Genomic DNA, 19,627 nt, shown 5'->3' with positions numbered 1-19,627 from the left:
GCCAAAAGCCCTGGTAATCTAATTTATGATGAAGACCTCTAATGTAACACTTTTAGACAAATTTTTACAAGCTAGTGGTGTATCTACCGATACTCGTAAGATAGCACCAGGTAATCTATTCTTTGCTCTAAAAGGTCCCAATTTTAATGCCAACCAATTGGCAGAAGAAGCATTATCCAAAGGTGCCGCTTATGCCGTGATTGATGATGAAGCTTTTGCTCACATCCCTAACACGCTGTTGGTAGAGGATGGATTACAAGCTTTGCAAGATGTAGCCCGACTATACCGACAGACCTTGCAGATTCCTATCATTGGATTAACGGGATCAAATGGTAAAACGACGACCAAAGAACTATTATTTTCTGTGTTGTCTCAAAAGTTTCATTGCTTTGCTACTGCTGGAAATTTAAATAATCACATTGGCGTCCCTCTATCTATTTTGGCCATCCAATCCAGTCATGAAATAGCGGTGATTGAAATGGGTGCCAATAAACAAGGGGATATTCATGAACTAGTGAATATAGCCCAACCGACGCATGGTTTAATTACCAACATCGGTAAAGCTCATTTAGAAGGTTTTGGAGGAGTAGAAGGCATTAGAAAAGGCAAAGGGGAATTATTTGATTTTTTAGCGCACCATGATGGAACGGTGTTTTTACCTGCTGACAAAAACGTGGTGCATGACATGCATGCTGAAAGACGCTTTAAAAATACTATCATGGCCAATGAGGCCTTGTATACCGAATTAGTAGAGGCTAAGCCTACCGTGGTTTACCAAACGCGAGATGGAATACAAGTTCATAGTCATTTGCCGGGTATCTACAACTTCGAAAACATTCAAATGGCTTTGGCCGTGGGGAAATATTTTGGACTCAGTGACGAACAATGCCATGAAGGGATACGTAGCTATTTTCCGACCAACCACCGTTCTCAGTACATTCATATTGGAAGCAACCAAGTTTTGATGGATGCTTACAATGCCAATCCCTCGTCTATGTCGGCCGCCATCCAGCATTTTGCCGAAACGGAAAGTAATCCTAAAATTGTCATTTTAGGTGACATGTTTGAATTGGGGGATGCTTCTGCGGAGGAACATGCGGCATTGGGTGAATTAATTGCCCAGCAACATTTCGACAAAGTTTTGTTGGTGGGTCAACATATGCAACATGCCTTGATTCATTTACCGAAGGCCTATTATTTTCCAGACAAATTTGGTCTGCACATCTGGTTGCAAGATCATCCGATTAAAAATAGCTTTTTGTTGGTCAAAGGATCTAGGGGTATTTCTTTGGAAAGCGTATTGCCGTTTTTGGAATAGTATTTAGATTCAAGTTTGTTTCAAAGTAGAACTGAAAGACCAACAATCGACTTCTTAAAAATTAGATATACCAAAGCTTAGTTGAATGTACATCGTTCATTGGGACAAAGCTTTCCTGCTTCACAATGCTGGCAGACAACAAAAATATTGTCGGCAAACTTCTGACTCACACTTGATCTTTGTCCATTCACCTCAATCACCATAATGGCATCGTATTCTTGTTTGGACAATACATTAATCTCATTATTGAGACCTAATCCAACTTGAACCACGTATTGCAAGAAAGAACTTGAATTGTCCTTGACAGCGACCATTTTGCAACTATTGCCCACCGCTACCTCAGATAAGGTTTTCTTGAATTGTACTTTTAATTCACCCAAACGATTGGGAATCGGATCTCCATGGGGATCATATTCAGGGAAATCCAAGAATTTGTCCAATTTATCAACCAACTTTTGTGAATGAATATGTTCCAATTGCTCGGCCACATCATGCACTTCATCCCAGCTAAACTCCAACTTCTCATATAAGAAAGTTTCCCATAGGCGGTGCTTACGAATAATATAGGTGGCTATTTTCTTGCCATCGGCACTCAATGTGATCTTCCCGTATTTTTCATAATCGACCAATCCTTTTTCCTTCAACTTTTTGAGCATGTCGTTCACGGTGGCAGGTTTGACCATCAAAGAAATAGCTAATTCATTCGTCCCTACGGCTTCACTCCCACTGTCAAATGAAACTTTAAGCAATGCTTTTAAATAATTTTCTTCGGTATAAGATAATTGCATGAATGAAAAAAGGGATTAATATCCAAAGATACAAAAAAAGATAAAACTTAATTTGTTAGATTAGTCTAACTTATTTACTTTTGCTTGACTTGAATAGCAAAAAAATGAAAAAAATAAGACTACAAATCATAGTAAGCATTTGTTTGATCTTAAGCTATAACATCTCTTATGCTCAAGTAGCTGCTAATATTTCAGGTAAAATCATTTCCGAGAATCAAGCCATTGAGTTGGCCAGTGTCACTTTACTGGGCAGTCCTTACGGAACTTCCAGCGACAAGTCTGGAAATTACTCACTAAAAAACATCAAAGCTGGAAAATATATCCTTCGCGTCAGTTGCGTAGGTTTTGAAAAATTTGAAAAAGCCATTTCCATCAATGAAGGAGAGCACCTGACCCTGCCTGTGGATTTAAGCAATTATGCCATGCTTTTAAATGAGGTTGTCATTACGGGGACCATGAAAGAGGTAAGTCGATTAGAAAGTCCTGTACCAGTAGAAATTTACACTCCTACCTATTTTAAGAAAAACCCCACGCCAAATATTTACGAGGCATTACAAAATGTCAATGGGGTTAGACCTCAATTGAATTGCAATGTGTGCAATACAGGAGATATACATATCAATGGATTAGAAGGTCCATACACCATGGTCTTAGTGGATGGCATGCCCATCGTCAGCAGTCTGAGTACCGTATATGGCTTATCCGGTATTCCTAATTCCATCGTGGAGCGAATTGAAATTGTCAAAGGTCCCGCATCATCCTTATATGGCAGTGAAGCAGTTGGCGGCTTAATCAATATCATTACCAAAAAACCACAAAATGCCCCTTTGGCATCAGCAGATATATTTAGTACGAGTTGGGGTGAATACAATGCTGATTTGGCATTTAAACTGAATGCAGGCAAAAAAGTGACGGCATTAACAGGCCTTAACTATTTTAATTTTCAAAATAGAGTAGACAACAACAAAGACAATTTTACCGATATGACTTTGCAGCATCGGATCTCCTTATTTCAAAAATGGAATTTTAACCGCAAAGAAAATCGGTTGTTTAGCTTGGCTGCTCGCTACATGTATGAAGACCGCTGGGGGGGTGATATGCGGTGGCAAAAACAATTTAGAGGTGGCGATAGCATTTATGGGGAAAGTATATTTACCAATCGCTGGGAAGTCCTAGGGAATTATCAATTACCCTTTACAGAAAAGCTGCTCCTGTCATTTTCATACAATAGCCACAATCAAGATAGTAGATACGGCACTACGGTGTATGATGCCCAGCAAAATATCGCTTTTATGCAGTTGACATGGGATAAAAAAATGGGGAAAAATGATTTTTTAATGGGAACAGCGCTGCGCTATACCTATTATGACGATAATACTCCGGCCACAGCAACAGCTGACTTAACAAAGCCAGAAAATTTAGCCCAAAAAACATGGCTTCCTGGCATATTTGTTCAAAATGAAATTTCGATCACGGATAAACATAAACTACTCCTAGGTTATCGATACGACTATAACAATTACCATGGCAATATTTTCACCCCTAGATTAGCTTATAAATGGACATTTAATGAAAACAATATTCTTCGATTCAATGCGGGAACAGGCTATCGAGTTGTGAATTTGTTTACCGAAGATCACGCCGCTCTAACGGGTGCAAGAATCATAGAAATAAAAAATGAATTAAACCCAGAAAGATCTTACAACATCAATGCGAATTACATTAAGAAAATTTATACTCGGGATGATTCCTACATTGGGCTAGACGCTTCGGCTTTTTATACCTATTTCACCAATCGAATCGTAGGAGATTATGAAATTGACCCTAATAAAATTATTTATGATAATTTAAGTGGTTTTGCTGAAAGCAAGGGAATTAGTTTAAACATTGATGCAGTATTTAATAATGGCCTAAAAGTCATAGTTGGAGGCACCTTAATGGAAAATACCCTAACTGAAAATGGTTTGACCAAGCAGCAACTATTAACCGAAAATTTCACAAGCACCTGGGCCATCTCCTACAAAATCAACTCCGCGCACTTAGCGATTGATTATACAGGAAATATGTACAGTCCCATGCGCTTGCCATTGCTTGGGGAAAAAGATCCAAGAAGAGCCTATTCTCCTTGGTGGAGCATTCAAAATATACAAATGACCTATGATGGATTCCATGATCTTCAAATTTACGGGGGTGTAAAAAACTTATTGAACTGGACTCCGAGTCAAGGAAATCCATTCATCATTGCTAGAAGTAATGACCCCTTTGATAAAGAAGTACAATTTGGAAATAATGGAAAAGTTATAGCCAGTCCAAATAACCCTTATGCCTTAACCTTTGATCCCAATTATGTCTATGGCCCTAACCAAGGTATCAGGTTATTTTTAGGTATTCGATATACATTCAAAAAATGAGAAAGAAGCAGCTCTTATTCTTGGTTTTGATTTCGCTTTTCATGTTGAAGCCTATTGAGGTATATTCTCAATTAAAATCCTATACTATAGAGCAACTGGATAGTTTACAGAAAACGGAAAAAAGAAAGGTCTTTGTTTTCATGCATACGGATTGGTGTAAGTTTTGCCAACTGATGAAAAACACGACGTTTAAAAATAAACAGGTTATTCAAGCGCTAACTAATCAATTCTGGTTTGTGTCACTCAATGCCGAAGAAAAACGAAAGATGAGCTTTGCGAAGAATGAGTACCAGTTTCAACCTACGGGAAATCAAACTGGAATACATGAACTCGCTTTGAAATTAGGCAGTATCCAAGGGGCTATTGCCTTCCCCAGCATTTGCATCCTAAATTCTGACCATGAAATCATATTTCAGCACCAGCAATATCTTAAATCAGCTGATTTACTTCAGTTGTTAGTACCGCTCGATAAAAAATACCCGAACTAGACTGTTATAAATTTACCATTTTGCTCTGCATTAGGCTTTAAATGAATAAGTGTAGCTAATTGGCACAAAACGGATAAAATTAAACTCAATTCTAGATTTTCTCTTTCTTTAAAAAAGACTTAACTTTGCACTTTATTAAGAAAATTCAATTCAACATCATACACAATGGCATCACAATCAGGTACATATGTACCATTTAAAGTTAAAGACATTGCACTGGCCGACTGGGGTCGTAAAGAGATTCAATTAGCAGAAGCAGAAATGCCAGGATTAATGGCTTTACGTGCTGAATTTGGAAAAGCTCAACCTTTAAAGGGGGCGCGCATCGCAGGATGTTTGCACATGACGATTCAAACAGCAGTTTTGATTGAAACATTGACTGCTTTAGGAGCAGAAGTTACTTGGTCATCTTGTAATATTTTTTCGACACAAGATCACGCAGCAGCAGCTATTGCCGCAGCTGGAATTCCGGTTTATGCTTGGAAAGGCATGAACGAAGAAGAGTTCAACTGGTGTATTGAGCAAACCTTGTTTTTCGGAGAAGAAAAACAACCCTTGAACATGATTTTGGATGATGGTGGTGATTTAACCAACATGGTATTTGATGAGTATCCAGAATTAATCTCTGGCATCAAAGGACTTTCTGAGGAAACAACTACGGGTGTTCACCGTCTATACGAGCGTATGAAAAATGGTACTTTGTTCTTACCAGCCATCAACGTGAACGACTCGGTAACTAAATCTAAATTTGACAATAAATACGGCTGTAAAGAGTCATTAGTTGATGCGATTCGTCGTGCTACTGACTTAATGTTAGCTGGTAAAGTAGCCGTAGTAGCCGGATATGGTGATGTAGGAAAAGGTAGTGCTGAGTCATTACGTGGTGCTGGTTGCCGTGTATTGGTAACGGAGATTGACCCAATCTGTGCATTGCAAGCTGCTATGGATGGTTTTGAGGTAGTAACGATGGACGAAGCCGCTAGTCGCGCTAACATCTTCGTAACCGCTACAGGAAACGTAAAAATCATTCGTGATCGTCATTTCAAAGCGATGAAAGACAAGGCCATTGTTTGTAACATTGGTCACTTTGACAATGAGATCGACATGTCTTGGTTAAACGATAACTACGGTGCATCGAAAGACCAAATCAAACCACAGGTGGATATGTACACGATTGATGGCAAAAACATCATCGTATTAGCAGAAGGACGTTTGGTGAACTTAGGCTGTGCCATGGGTCACCCATCTTTCGTGATGTCGAACTCATTCTGTAATCAAACTTTAGCTCAATTAGAGCTTTGGGCTAATTCAGCGAATTACGAGAACAAAGTATACATACTTCCGAAGCATTTGGATGAAAAAGTAGCTTTCTTGCACTTGGCACACATTGGTGCTAAATTGGAGAAATTAGAGAAAGATCAAGCGGAATACATTGGTGTACCAGAAAATGGTCCATTCAAGCCTGAGCATTACCGTTACTAGTCTTTTTTGAGAATCTATTCCCAAAGCCACCTTCGCAAGAGGGTGGCTTTTTGCTTTCAAGGGAATCTTGGCTATTTTTACCTTGCTATTCATAAAATGACAGAAAACATCCTAGCCTCATATTATTTTAAAGTTCAATACGGAAAAATCGAGATGTCATTTCAAGAGGTTTCTGGATTAGATATTACAAATTCTAATTTGAAAAATGGGAACAATCATTCCCCCATAAGGTTTAAAAGAGGACTTTGTCAAAATTGGAAATCTTTTCAATTGATCATTGATGCCTTTAATAATCTGTGCAAGATCCCAGTCAAAAATTTGACCATTTCTTTACTTAATTCCGATGCTGAGGTCATTCGTGCTTGGCAGTGTTTACATGCATATCCCATAAAACTTGATTTAGATACGTTGAAATATCCCACGGATTTCCTAACCATAGAAAATTTAGAAATGGAATATACAGTCATTACTCGTACCAAATAATTTCAACCTCATTGCCATAACCAGTGAAAAAATTAATGAAACCTACAAGTATATTTTTTCTATTTTCTATACTATGTTCCTTTAGTCTCCCTGCCCAAAAGTTCAGTCATGCGGATAGTTTGCGGGGAAGTTTGCGGCCTGCGCGTACTTCCTATGATGTACTTCATTATGATTTGAAAGTGAAGGTAGACCCGGAGAAAACCTACATCACAGGCTCCAATAGCATCCAATTTGTGGTGAAAGAAAAGACAAAACAAATCCAAGTAGATTTATTCTCCAACTTGAGCATTGACCAAATTGTATTTGAAAACAAAGCCTTAACATACCGTCGAGATGGCAATGCCATTTTTATTGATTTCCCAAGAACACTCCTCGTCAAACAAAAACACCAAATACTCATTTCCTACCAAGGTCAACCCCGCAAAGCGGTTCGTCCACCTTGGGATGGTGGTTTTTCTTGGACCAAAGATCCAGCAGGTAAACCTTGGGTAACCGTTTCCTGTGAAGGCCTAGGTGCTTCAGTTTGGTGGCCATGCAAGGACCATCCAGGGGATGAACCGGAATCCATGGATATCCGTATCGAGGCGCCCAAAGGCCTGATGGCGGTTTCCAATGGCAATCTAGTGGCAAGTACATCCACGGCATTTGGCACGGAATACCATTGGAAGGTACAATATCCCATCAATACCTATAACGTATCCATTAATATTGCCGACTATGCCCATTGGTCAGAAAAAATGATTCAACTGAATGGCAAGCCCTTGGATTTGGATTATTATGTCCTTCAAAGCAATGCCGAAATAGCCAAAAAACATTTTCAGCAAAGTCAGGAAATGCTACGCATCTTTGAGAAATACTTTGGCCCCTACCCTTTTCCAAAAGATGGCTATGCGCTGGTAGAAACGGATTATTGGGGAATGGAACATCAAAGTGCCGTGGCCTATGGCAACCACTACAAAAACAATAACTACGGATTTGATTTCATCATCGTACATGAATCTGCCCATGAATGGTTTGGAAATTCCATCTCATGTACTGATCACGCTGATTTGTGGATTCATGAAGCCTTAGGAACCTATGCGGAAGCCATTTATTTGGAAGAAAAATCAGGAAAAGAGCAAGCTCAGTCCTATTTGAATGGACAAAAAAACAACATCAAAAATCGCTTTCCTATCATTGGCCCTTATGGTGTAAATTATCAAAGTCCTGATTCCGACATGTATTTCAAAGGCACCTGGATGTTTCAAACACTGCGGTCCATTGTGGCAGATGACAAGCTTTGGTTCAGCACCATCAAGGACTTTTGTTTAACCTTTTACCATAAAAACACGCATGCCGAAGAAGTGCTTAATTTCTTTGAAAAGAAGTTGAAACGTAACGTCAAAGCCATCATGTCCTTATACCTACATCGGGCGGACATTCCAACCTTGGTTTACCAACTGAAAGAAGCGAATGGAGCATTTACATTGCGCTATAAATGGAAAAATGTACCTGGAGAAATTGACTTACCTATTGAAATCAAGCATAGCCAAGGATTAGGGGAGAGAATTCATCCTACTGACACTTGGCAGCAAATAAAGTTGACCGAAGCACCCCAATGGGACTTTGAGCATTTTTTATTCCAAGTAGAAAAGCAAATTTAATCGGGGAATTCTGAACAAAAACCGCTATTTTTGCGGTCAATATTTAATAGCATCTTATGAAATTTGGCGTAGTAGTCTTTCCTGGTTCCAATTGTGATGATGATACCGTAGGGGTCATTGAAAGTTTAGGTCATCAAGCTGTGAAGCTTTGGCATAAAGAAACCAGTCTTCAAAACTGTGATTTCATCATTTTACCGGGTGGATTCTCGTATGGCGACTACCTACGTTCTGGTGCTATTGCCCGCTTTTCTCCGATCATGGACAATGTCATTAAGCATGCCAATGATGGTGGATATTTGATGGGTATTTGCAATGGATTCCAAGTATTAGTGGAAGCGCACTTATTGCCCGGTGTGTTATTGAGAAATAATTCACAAAAATTCATTTCAAAGAACATCTACTTAAAGGCTGCGACCAACCAATCCTTGATCACACAGTCTTTGGACCTAAATAAGGCTTATAAAATACCGATTGCGCATGCAGAAGGACGTTATTTCGCAGATGAAAAGACCTTGGAAGATTTAAAAGCCCATGATCAAGTCTTATTTTACTACTGTGATGAAAATGGCCAAGTAAGCGATGCGGCTAACCCGAATGGCAGTTTATTTAATATCGCAGGAATTTGCAATGCGAGTCGTAATGTGATCGGTATGATGCCACACCCTGAGCGCGCTGCTGATCCAGATTTAGCGAATATTGATGGATTGGAAATATTGAAGCAACTGGTGTTGTAAATGGTAAATTGTAAATGATAAATTATAAGTGATGGAAGCATTAGGCTTATAATTCATTTGAAATAAAACAATAATATCCCATACACTACATAACAAAAAAGCCCTGAAATTCAGGGCTTTTTTAATTTCTGTATAAGGTAATACTACAATTCGAAATCATTTACCATTTACAATTCATCATTCACAATTTACCTAAGGTCATTCACCTCCACCCCAGGGTATTGCTTTTTATCGAAAGTAAAGTACTTGTCATCCAAAGATTTAGATTCAATTTTTAGCACCTTGAAATTCTGTTTCTTACCTGCTTTATTGATGATCGTCCATTCCTTTACCGATTTATCAGCTTTATTAATCTTAATGCTGATTTTCTGCATTTGTGCACTTTTAGAAGTAGGCATCATGTCTATGGTAGCGATTGAACCAGCTTCTCCTGCTAATGAAATTTTATACGCTTTTTTATCAAAGGAGTAAATCTTAGCTGGATTCAAGTCATTATCTGCCGGATCAAAGGCCGAAACGTTTACCTCATTGATTTCTTTGATGTAGGTAGATACTTCCTTGCCATTATTAAAAATCTCTTGTCCAGCGGTCTTTAAACGAAATTTAGTTCCTTTCACAGAAATGGATCCACTCATGGGTGCGCCACCATCCGTGGCATAAGAAAAGCTCGCCGCAAAAGACGACATCGCTTTATACTTTTTTTGCATCCCGTCGATGTAACTAATCGCTTTAGAAGCTTGTGCAAAGCTGAAGGTACTCATACATACTCCAGCAATAATAGCTATAAATTTCTTCATGGTTATGTTATAAATTTCTCAATATCTCTTCCAATTCTGTTTCACTCTTAACTAAAACGTCACGGGCCTTAGATCCACCAAATGAGCCTACTATACCTGCGGCTTCTAACTGATCAATCAACCTTCCTGCTCGATTATAGCCCAATTTCAACTTACGCTGTATCAAAGATGTAGAACCTTGCTGATGCATCACCACCAACCTAGCTGCTTCATCAAAAAAGGAATCACGATTGCTCAAATCCATATCGCCACGCTCTTGGCCACCTGTCTCTTCCGAATCAGGCTCAGGCAATAAATAAGCCGAAGCATAGCCTTGCTGATTACCTATAAACTCACAAATCTCTTCTACCTCAGGCGTATCCACAAAAGCACATTGCAAACGAATCACCTCAGAACCCATAGATAATAACATATCCCCTTGTCCAACCAATTGATCCGCTCCCCCCGCATCCAAAATCGTTCTGGAGTCAATCTTCGACATAACCTTAAAGGATAAACGTGCCGGAAAATTAGCTTTTATAGTTCCCGTAATGACATTCACCGATGGGCGCTGGGTGGCCACGACTAAGTGAATACCAATAGCACGAGCTAATTGTGCCAAACGAGCGATAGGATGCTCCACCTCTTTTCCAGCGGTTAACATCAAGTCGGCCAACTCATCTATCACCAACACAATATAAGGCATGAAGTCGTGATCATTGGGGTTCAAACGACGATTAATGAACTTATGGTTGTATTCTTTGATATTACGACAGCCTGCATCTTTCAACTTATCATACCTTAAGTCCATTTCCTTACACAAAGAATTCAAGGTGCTCACTACCTTTTTAGTATCGGTAATAATCGCTTCTTCGGAATCAGGAAGACAAGCTAGAAAGTGTCTTTCTAACTTATTAAATAAGGACAATTCCACCTTCTTAGGGTCTACCAACACAAACTTCAAGGTAGCTGGGTGCTTCTTGTAAATAAGTGAGGTCAATAACATATTCAAACCAACCGACTTACCTTGACCTGTCGCTCCTGCCATCAATAAGTGAGGCATCTTGGCTAAATCAGCCACAAAAATCTCATTGGAAATGGTCTTTCCAAGCGTTACAGGTAAGTCGAAGTTCGACTTTTGGAATTTCTCTGAACCAATCACCGCCCGCACAGGTACCATTTCACGATTCTTATTCGCTACTTCTATACCAATGGTATTCTTTCCAGGCATTTGGCCAATAATACGAACCCCCATCGCGGCCAAGGAAAGCGATAAATCATCTTCCAAAGACGTAATCTTACTTACTCGAACTCCTGCTTTAGGAACAATCTCATACAAAGTCACCGTAGGCCCAATGGTCGCTTCAATCTTAGAAATACCAATGCCATAGTACTGAAGTGTTTCTACAATCTTCTCCTTATTCTCTTTCAACTCATCCATGGTTACTTGTGTCGTCTGATTTTTCACATCATACTCTTTCAGTAAATCCAAGGTTGGGTATTGGTACTTCGGTAAATCAGCCGTTGGGTCATATAATCCAAACTGAGCCACTAAATCGTTGGCCTTTGTTTCCGTAGTCAGTTCTTCCACCTCTTCTACCGGGGCATTAGGGTCTACTTCCGCAACTTTATAGGTAAAGGTTAAATCTTCTACTGGTGCTTCTGGAACTTCTTGTGTCGACAATTCTTCATCTAATTCAAGCTCCTCTGCGTCTGCATTCAACTTTAAAGGAGGAACAATGGGTCTAAATTTCTCGAGATCATCATTATCAACATGTATACTAGGATCCTCGTCAAACAAATCTTCTTCAAACAAGGCATCCTCCGCATTAGGAACCAAAGGTGCTTGAGCTCCTTCATCTGCCTGAGATGCATCAGCCAAAGGTTGCGCTTTAGGTTTAGGGTTTAACTGATAGAATAAGATCATGAAAACCAAACCTGCGAACAAAATCACAAAAATGGACATGTAGCCAATCAATTGATGCAGCTTTTCATTCAAGAAAAACCCAACGCCTCCACCTAAGGAATGCGGTAAATCCAATTGATAGGATAAAAAACCAGCTACCAAACTACCCCAAATCACATAAAAGAGGACTTGCCAAGATAGACGGTCTACGGAATATATTTCTTTGCGATAACCCACTTTTAAGGCCGATAATAAGAACAAGGGAATCAACAAGACAGATGACCAACCAAAGGTTCTAAACAAGAAAAAGTGCGCAATTTTAGCTCCTAAAAGACCCGCCAAATTTTTCACAGGTATGTCAGAACCATCTATGACATCAAGCGTGCTACGTTCTACTTCACTTTGATCCGCCACTCCCATAAAGAAGTTGGAAATAAACGCTACAAATAATAAAATACCGGTTAAGAATAAAAAACTAGCGACAATAAGTCGGATACGGCCCGACAATTCACTCCTCTTTACAGATTCCTTGTTGCTATCCTTCTCAAAATTCAGTTGGAGGGTATTGCTAGGACTAGTAATCTTTTTGGCCATAAAGGTGTAGGATGAATGCTATCTGTAAATTTCGCTTTTTTGATTCGATTTACAAAATCATTTTTATAGACCCGATTGAATGATTCCTTGATTGATTTTTTTGACTAAACTTGGGCCTTCATACACAAAACCCGTATAAACCTGAACCAAGCTAGCTCCTGCCCTCAACTTATCCAAGGCATCTTTGGCAGAATGTATCCCTCCTACTCCTATAATGGGTATTTTACCGTTAGAATGTTGATACAAATAGGCAATCACTTCCGTAGAACGCTGGGTCAATGGCTTCCCACTCAAACCTCCCATTTCTTTACTTAGGCTAGGATCCGATTGCAATCCTTCTCGAGAAAGCGTAGTATTGGTCGCAATAATTCCTGCCAAATTCGTCTCTTGAACTATTTCCAAAACATCATCCAATTGAGCATTGGACAAATCAGGGGCAATTTTTAATAAAATTGGCTTGGGGCTAGGTTTAAGTGCATTCAAGGATTGTAATCGACTCAATAATTTCTTGAGCGGTTCCTTCTCCTGTAAATCACGCAGATTGGGGGTATTGGGAGAACTTACATTCACTACAAAATAATCCACAACATCAAACAAAGCTTCAAATCCTAAGCAATAATCTTCCTCGGCCAATTCATTGGGCGTTATTTTATTCTTACCCAAATTTCCCCCGACGATTACCTTGGATGTTCGCTTCGCCAAGCGTGCTTTCATGGCATCCAATCCTTCATTATTAAATCCCATGCGATTGATTAGCGCATGATCGGCTGGTAAACGGAATAAACGCGGCTGAAGGTTGCCATCCTGTGCTTTAGGAGTAACTGTTCCCACTTCGATGAAGCCAAAACCCAAATTAGAAAACTCATCCACCAAAGAAGCATTTTTATCAAATCCTGCCGCTAGACCCACAGGGTTAGGAAATTTTATACCAAAAACCGTCCTTTCTAATCGGGGATCTTCCAACTGAAACAAGGAACGAAAGATGGATTTCACTCCAGGAATTTTCATCATCCAACGTAAACTGTCAGCCACCACATAATGAGCTTTTTCAGGACTCAACAAAAATAAGAGGGGCTTAATGATGAATTGATAAATCATAGAAGGAATTTAATTTACCTCAAAAATACAAAAAATGGGCTAGATTGAGGAAAATCTTCTCCATAAAATCCAAATTTTGTCGCCAAATTCAATTTTCTTCCTAGCTCAATTGCTACTCTTAAAAAAAAGGCTAATTTTAAATATCATTCGTAATATCAAGCATTTAATAAATATAAAAGCCTATGTTAAGTCGTGTAGCTAATTCCATATACTGGATGAATCGATACATTGAAAGAGCGGATAATTATGCCCGCTTTATCTCGGTGAATTTCAACCTTGCTTTAGACCTTCCTCCCAATGTTCCCGAACAATGGGAACCGCTCATTGTGGCTACAGCCGATCATTTTAATTTCTTTGAGCATTATTCGGAGGCCAGTCGCGAGAACGTATTGCACTACATGACATTTGATATTAAAAACCCTAACTCCATTATTTCCTGTCTTTATTGCGCCCGTGAAAATGCACGTACCATTCGAGAAAGTATTTCCAAGGAGATGTGGGAATATGTCAACCAAATCTATTGGAAAGTAAAAGACAAGGTAGAAGGAAGTAAAAACTGGGAAATTTCTCGCTACCAAGGCTTTCTAGAAGAAATCAAATCAGGCAGTCAGCTATTTTACGGCATTGTTGATTCCACTATTACTCGAGGTGAAGCTTGGCATTTTGGACAATTGGGCAAATTGCTGGAGCGGGCCGACAAAACCACACGTTTTTTGGACGTAAAATATTTTACACTTTTACCGGATGTCAATGAAATTGGTTCTCCATTGGACTTATTGCTTTGGTCAGCTGTATTAAAGTCGGTATCGGCTTATAACATGTTTCGTCAGCAGTACAAGGTGGTTAACCCAACGCACATTGTGGAGTTTTTAATTTTGGACAAAAACTTTCCTCGCTCGGTGGTTCATTGCTTGAAAGAAGCCCAGTCTTCGCTCTATGACATTTCAGGGACCTCTTCCGACAATGGATTTTCTAATCCTGCCGAGAAGAAACTATCCAAACTTCTTTCTGAAGTTGAATTCACGGAGATTGATGACATCTTAAATACGGGGCTACATCAATATTTAGATAATTTTCAAATCAAAAATAACGAGGTAGGAGAAACTATTTTCAATACCTATTTTGACCTTAAACCGGTCAACTAAGACTAGCCTTCGTTTAAAATTTGTATTTTTGAGCACATTTTTGATTTGAATCACATGACATTTTGCCTAGGAATTAAGGTTAAAGAAGGTTTAGTAGCGATTGCCGATACCCGAATTACAGCTGGAAACGAAGTTTACTCGAATAAAAAAATCTCCATACACGAAGTACAAAAACATAGTTTATTTATCATGACAGCTGGTTTACGCTCCGTGCGTGATAAAGCAGTCACCTATTTCAATCAAGCCATTGAAAAGGAAGAAGCGAGTTATGACTTTATGTTTGAGGCTGCTACGGCTTTTGGTAATATGCTTAAAAAAGTAGCTTCCGAAGATCGGGATTCACTGGAAAAAGAAGGATACCATTTTAATCTCCATGCTCTGGTGGGTGGTCAAATGAGTCAAGATAAAGAACATAAGCTCTTTTTAATTTTCCCAGAAGGAAATTGGATTGAAATCAATGAAGGATTGAAATACCAAATCATTGGCAATTCCAATTATGGCAAGCCTTTGCTAAACCGTAATCTTACCGCAGAAACATCCTTAAAAGATGCCCTAAAAATGGGTTTTCTATCTTTTGATGCCACGCAAGTAAGTTCCAATGACGTGGATTATCCCATTGATGTGGTGGTCTATGAAAAAAACAGTTTTCATGCCAAAGAGATCCGATTAAGCAAAGAAGATATGCAAAGCATTTCCGATGATTGGAATATCGCCTTGCGCAATTCATTGGAAGGAATCGACGAAAAATGGATGGAAAACCTCATTTCTTTTAGCCCCAAGCCGGCATGATCGCACATATTCAACACCGTTTGAATTACCAATATAGTGAACTCGTGACACTGGATCCGCATGTCTTGTATTTACATCCCAGAAAAAGCTCTATGCTGTCGGTCAACTCCATCAGTTTAGACATACAACCGCTGCCCGTACAGATTTCAAAAAACCTGGACCCAGAAGGGAATATTCAAAATATCTTGTATTTCAAGCAGCCTACGAGGCATTTGAGCATTTACATGGAAGCGGTAGTAGAAACCACTGAATTCAATCCTTTTGATTTTGTGTATTTCCCTTTTGAAAGTCAAAAACTTCCACTTCAATACAGTCCTAGTTACCAAAGAACCCTAAGTCCATATTTAACGCAAGATGCCATCAGCCCGGATATCGATGCCTGTGCTCAGCAATTAGCCAAGGCTGTCCTTTGGGATACTTCTGCATTTTTATCGGCTGTCAATGAGTTTATATTCCAAAACTTTGCCTACGAAATCCGAGAAGAAGGTGCCCCGCATAGTCCTGAAATAACATTACAAAACAGAAAAGGTTCTTGTCGAGATTATGCTGTCTTATTTGCAGCCCTCTGCCGAGCCATGGGCCTAGCCACTCGCTTTGTTTCTGGCTATTACATTGGGGTTGCCCCAGTGGATGTACCCAATCAAACCCACCATTTACACGCTTGGGTGGAAGTTTATTTACCAGGTGGTGGCTGGAGAGGCTATGATCCAACCCAACATGAAGTGGTCTCAGGAAATCATATTCCTTTGGCGGCCTCTTGCCTACCAGAAGAAATCACACCCGTTTTGGGCACCTATCGAGGAATCGCCATATCTAGTTTGACAACAGAAGTGAAGATGGAAAGAATTTAGCCTACTAATAATTGGGCCAATAAATAATCAGCAATTAATACTGCAATACAAGAATTAGTCACAGCTGCCGTACTTGCTTTTCCTACTTCATATGCCCCGCCTTTGGTATAAAAACCTTGAAATGAAGCGATAGAGGCAATCAAAAAGGCGAATACCACGGATTTCACTAAGGCAAAAAACATGTAATTTCCTTTGAAATTGAATTGAATACCGTGAATATACTCTTGCTGAGAAATGGCACCGGTTAACCAACCTGCGATATAACCTCCATAAATACCTAGGAAACATGCCAAAGTAACTAACATAGGAAAGGTAATGATGGAAGCCAAAATTTTAGGTAATACCAAATAGGACTGAGAATTGATTCCCATCACCTCCAAGGCATCAATTTGCTCGGTAATGCGCATGGTACCTAATTGTCCAGCAATGCTAGAGCCCACTTTTCCGCTCAATACCACGCAGGTGATGGTTGGGCCTAATTCCAATAAGGTAGAATCGCGCACAATCAAACTGATGATATACTGGGGAACAAACGGATTGTCCATATTGGCAGCTGTTTGCACACAAGTAACGGCCCCTAAAAAAGACGCTACAATAGTGACAATCAACAAGGAATTGATTCCTATATCCATGCATTCCTGAATCACCAAAGATACATAGACCCTAAATTTCTCAGGATTTGTAAAAAGCTTACCAAGGAAGATTAAATATTTGCCTAATTTTGACATGCGTTGGATTAATTGAGCGCAATAAGACTCAAATATAATGAACAAAACGGTAGTAATCAGCGGGGGTAGTCAGGGAATTGGCAAAGCTTTAGTGAAAAAATTTATCTCCGAAGGATATAAGACCTTTACTTGCTCCCGTAAGGCAGATAGTTTAGCCGCTTTACAGGAGGAATTGAACAGTCCTTTGCTCCATACATTTGTGGCGGATCTCAGTCAAAAAGATCAAACTCAAGCTTTTGCTCAATTTGTGCTACAGCATAGTTCTCAGCTAGATGTATTGATTAATAATGCAGGATTTTTTCTTCCAGGTCAAATTCAAAATGAGGAGGAAAACGCGCTGGAGCGACAAATTGAGACTAATTTATATTCGGCTTACCATTTGACGCGAGCATTGCTACCTATTTTTCAAGCTCAGCAATCAGGACATATTTTTACTATTTGTTCTACCGCATCTATCACAGCATATACCCAAGGGGGTTCTTACTGCATCAGTAAATTTGCGCTCTTAGGTTTCACCAAAGTATTAAGAGAAGAATTAAAAACCCAAGGGATCAAAGTAACCGCCATTTTACCAGGTGCTACCTTAACACCTTCTTGGGATGGAGTCAATTTACCAGCTAGTCGATTTATTCCTGCCGAAGACATTGCCTCCACCATTTGGGCAGCATACCAAATGGCCCCTTCAACCGTATTAGAGGAAATATTGATTCGTCCACAACTAGGAGATATTGATTTAGACTAATGAAACAAGTATTTAGCGCAACATATACCTTAGAAGATTTACCCGCTGTGGTAAAAGATTGGATCGCATTAAGCTCTCCATTTCCTTCCGTTTATCTTTTTCGTGGACAAATGGGAGCGGGTAAGACCACCTTAATCAAAGAATTGGGCAAACAGTTGGGCGTTTTACAATCAGTACAAAGCCCTACCTTTTCTTTGGTCAATGAATATCAAAATGAGGCTGGAGATATTATTTACCACTTTGACCTCTACCGTTTGAAAAATGTTCGAGAAGCTTTGGACATTGGTATTGAAGAATACCTAGATTCTGGTCATCTTTGTTTAATCGAATGGCCAGAACAAGCCGAAGACCTGTGGGATTTTCCTCATATAGAAATAAATATTAGTACTCAAGATGAAAAGCACCGTCATCTTACAGCAATTTGGCACGAATGATGGAATCTAATCCTTTTCAAGAATTATTAGCGCAACAAGGTATCATGCCCATGGAGGCGATGGCCTGGACCAAACAAAATGCACGTAGTATCTTGATTGGTATACCGAAAGAACATGCCAAATACGAAAACCGAATCGCACTAAGTCCACATGCTGTCCAATTACTAGTAGCCAATGGCCATGAAGTGCTCATAGAAAAATCCGCAGGAGAGCGTTCTGGCTTTTCAGATGCCGATTATTTATTGGCGGGAGCTTCTGTTACGGAAGATTTATCACAAGTTTGGCAGTCACCCTTGGTGATCAAAATCAGTCCACCTAGCGAAAAGGAGATTGATTTAATGAAAGTAGGTAATTGCCTCATTTCCTGTGCTTCTTACCATCATTTAACGGTGGAAATCATTGATAAACTAATCCAAAAGAAAATTTTGGCCATTGGTTTAGAATATGCGGAAGATAATGGAGGAGGCTTTCCATTTGTAAAAATCATGGCAGAAATAGCTGGGCAACTCGTTTTACCGATAGCTTCAGAAATATTACGTAAGGAACATCAACCGGGTGTTTTGTTAGGTAATGTTACCGGAGTTCCGCCCTGCAAAATGGTGCTTTTGGGTTCTGGTCAAGTGGTGGAGCAAGCCGCAAGGGCCGCCTGGCATGCGGGTATTCAAGTACAGGTTTTCGATAAAGACATTTATAAATTACAACGATTGAAGCAAAGCTTAGGCTTTCCGCTCATCACCCAAGTGATTGATTCGGAGAACTTACCCAAAGCCTTGCAAGAAGCCCAGGTGATTGTTGGTGCCTTACGTTCAGATAATGGCATTACGCCCTGCATCGTGACAGAAGAAATGGTGAGCAAGTTGAAAGAAGGTACCTTGATTATGGATGTGTGCATCGACCAAGGTGGCTGTTTTGAAACATCATTTACTACCAATTTAGGAAATCCTACCTTTACCAAATATGGAGTAATTCACTATTGTGTTCCTAATATCCCTTCCCAAGTAAGTCAAACAGCCAGTTTGTCCATCAGTAATTTAATTACCTCCTTTTTGTTGAAAGCAGGAAAAACAGGCGGAGTAGAAGAAATGCTCTGGCAGGGAAAATCCTTCATGAAGGGCGTTTATGCTTATAAAGGTTACATCACGCATCCTATGATAGGTAAGTTGTTTCATAAAGCGGTGAAAGACATCCAATTATTATTACTAAGTAAGAGTTAACAT

At 39.6% G+C, this 19,627-nt stretch carries 18 protein-coding genes; 13 read left to right on the top strand and 5 right to left on the bottom strand.

Annotated elements, in window-relative coordinates; all coding sequences use genetic code 11:
* Positions 1–25 precede the first annotated feature (25 nt).
* Entirely contained in the window at positions 26–1,318 is a 1,293-nt protein-coding gene (locus G9H65_RS12800; RefSeq protein WP_317164427.1) for a UDP-N-acetylmuramoyl-tripeptide--D-alanyl-D-alanine ligase, read from the top strand.
* Positions 1,319–1,395: 77 nt separating this feature from the next.
* Here G9H65_RS12800 and G9H65_RS12795 read toward each other — a convergent pair whose 3' ends face one another.
* On the bottom strand, positions 1,396–2,106 hold the full coding sequence (locus tag G9H65_RS12795) for a metal-dependent transcriptional regulator (protein WP_166375732.1): 711 nt from the start codon (positions 2,104–2,106) through the stop codon (positions 1,396–1,398).
* A gap of 104 nt (positions 2,107–2,210) precedes the next feature.
* On the opposite strand from G9H65_RS12795, the gene G9H65_RS12790 reads away from it, so the two are divergent.
* The 6 genes from G9H65_RS12790 (at position 2,211) to purQ (ending at position 9,347) form a co-directional block, all read left to right on the top strand.
* Positions 2,211–4,517: a TonB-dependent receptor gene (locus G9H65_RS12790; protein WP_166375731.1), complete on the top strand. Its 2,307-nt coding sequence runs from the start codon at positions 2,211–2,213 to the stop codon at positions 4,515–4,517.
* Entirely contained in the window at positions 4,514–5,005 is a 492-nt protein-coding gene (locus tag G9H65_RS12785) for a thioredoxin family protein (RefSeq protein WP_166375730.1), read from the top strand. Before G9H65_RS12790 ends, G9H65_RS12785 begins: the two co-directional genes overlap by 4 nt.
* Before the next feature lie 165 nt (positions 5,006–5,170).
* On the top strand, positions 5,171–6,487 hold the full coding sequence (ahcY, locus tag G9H65_RS12780) for an adenosylhomocysteinase (RefSeq protein WP_166375729.1): 1,317 nt from the start codon (positions 5,171–5,173) through the stop codon (positions 6,485–6,487).
* 96 nt (positions 6,488–6,583) lie between these two features.
* A complete protein-coding gene (locus tag G9H65_RS12775) occupies positions 6,584–6,970 on the top strand; it encodes a phage tail protein (RefSeq protein ID WP_166375728.1) in 387 nt (128 codons plus the stop codon).
* Positions 6,971–7,005: 35 nt separating this feature from the next.
* Positions 7,006–8,613 carry a M1 family metallopeptidase gene (locus G9H65_RS12770; protein WP_166375727.1) on the top strand — a complete coding sequence of 536 codons (1,608 nt, stop codon included), beginning with the start codon at positions 7,006–7,008 and terminating at the stop codon, positions 8,611–8,613.
* Between the two features lie 56 nt (positions 8,614–8,669).
* Positions 8,670–9,347 carry a phosphoribosylformylglycinamidine synthase I gene (gene purQ / locus G9H65_RS12765; RefSeq protein WP_166375726.1) on the top strand — a complete coding sequence of 226 codons (678 nt, stop codon included), beginning with the start codon at positions 8,670–8,672 and terminating at the stop codon, positions 9,345–9,347.
* 188 nt (positions 9,348–9,535) lie between these two features.
* On the opposite strand, the gene G9H65_RS12760 is transcribed toward purQ, so the two are convergent.
* From G9H65_RS12760 to G9H65_RS12750, 3 genes are all read right to left on the bottom strand, one after another.
* Entirely contained in the window at positions 9,536–10,144 is a 609-nt protein-coding gene (locus G9H65_RS12760) for a LolA family protein (protein ID WP_166375725.1), read from the bottom strand.
* Positions 10,145–10,151: 7 nt separating this feature from the next.
* Entirely contained in the window at positions 10,152–12,623 is a 2,472-nt protein-coding gene (locus G9H65_RS12755) for an FtsK/SpoIIIE family DNA translocase (RefSeq protein ID WP_166375724.1), read from the bottom strand.
* Positions 12,624–12,686: 63 nt separating this feature from the next.
* Entirely contained in the window at positions 12,687–13,718 is a 1,032-nt protein-coding gene (locus G9H65_RS12750; protein WP_166375759.1) for a quinone-dependent dihydroorotate dehydrogenase, read from the bottom strand.
* A gap of 185 nt (positions 13,719–13,903) precedes the next feature.
* On the opposite strand from G9H65_RS12750, the gene G9H65_RS12745 reads away from it, so the two are divergent.
* The 3 genes from G9H65_RS12745 to G9H65_RS12735 are packed head-to-tail and all read left to right on the top strand — an operon-like array spanning position 13,904 to position 16,506.
* Positions 13,904–14,866 carry an alpha-E domain-containing protein gene (locus G9H65_RS12745; protein ID WP_166375723.1) on the top strand — a complete coding sequence of 321 codons (963 nt, stop codon included), beginning with the start codon at positions 13,904–13,906 and terminating at the stop codon, positions 14,864–14,866.
* A gap of 54 nt (positions 14,867–14,920) precedes the next feature.
* Positions 14,921–15,655, top strand: a complete 735-nt coding sequence (locus G9H65_RS12740; RefSeq protein ID WP_166375722.1) for a peptidase — start codon at positions 14,921–14,923, stop codon at positions 15,653–15,655.
* A complete protein-coding gene (locus tag G9H65_RS12735) occupies positions 15,652–16,506 on the top strand; it encodes a transglutaminase family protein (protein ID WP_166375721.1) in 855 nt (284 codons plus the stop codon). Before G9H65_RS12740 ends, G9H65_RS12735 begins: the two co-directional genes overlap by 4 nt.
* Here G9H65_RS12735 and G9H65_RS12730 read toward each other — a convergent pair.
* Positions 16,503–17,234, bottom strand: coding sequence for an MlaE family ABC transporter permease (locus tag G9H65_RS12730; protein ID WP_166375720.1), 732 nt, complete (start codon positions 17,232–17,234; stop codon positions 16,503–16,505). The two genes, G9H65_RS12735 and G9H65_RS12730, sit on opposite strands and share 4 nt — an antisense overlap.
* A 37-nt stretch (positions 17,235–17,271) precedes the next feature.
* Here G9H65_RS12730 and G9H65_RS12725 point away from each other — a divergent pair, with 37 nt between their 5' ends.
* Genes G9H65_RS12725 through G9H65_RS12715 form a run of 3 tightly spaced genes read left to right on the top strand, consistent with a single transcriptional unit; the run spans position 17,272 to position 19,624 of the window.
* Positions 17,272–17,976, top strand: a complete 705-nt coding sequence (locus G9H65_RS12725; protein WP_166375719.1) for an SDR family oxidoreductase — start codon at positions 17,272–17,274, stop codon at positions 17,974–17,976.
* Complete coding sequence (gene tsaE, locus G9H65_RS12720; RefSeq protein ID WP_166375718.1) at positions 17,976–18,410, top strand: tRNA (adenosine(37)-N6)-threonylcarbamoyltransferase complex ATPase subunit type 1 TsaE; 435 nt, start codon at positions 17,976–17,978, stop codon at positions 18,408–18,410. The genes G9H65_RS12725 and tsaE overlap by 1 nt, the downstream gene beginning before the upstream one ends.
* Positions 18,407–19,624, top strand: coding sequence for an alanine dehydrogenase (locus G9H65_RS12715; RefSeq protein WP_166375717.1), 1,218 nt, complete (start codon positions 18,407–18,409; stop codon positions 19,622–19,624). Before tsaE ends, G9H65_RS12715 begins: the two co-directional genes overlap by 4 nt.
* Positions 19,625–19,627: the final 3 nt, after the last annotated feature.

It is taken from the genome of Aquirufa ecclesiirivi (assembly GCF_011250515.1).
Classification (GTDB): domain Bacteria; phylum Bacteroidota; class Bacteroidia; order Cytophagales; family Spirosomataceae; genus Aquirufa; species Aquirufa ecclesiirivi.
The sequence above is the reverse complement of the archived record's forward strand: the minus strand, read 5'-3'. Positions and strand labels throughout refer to the sequence as shown.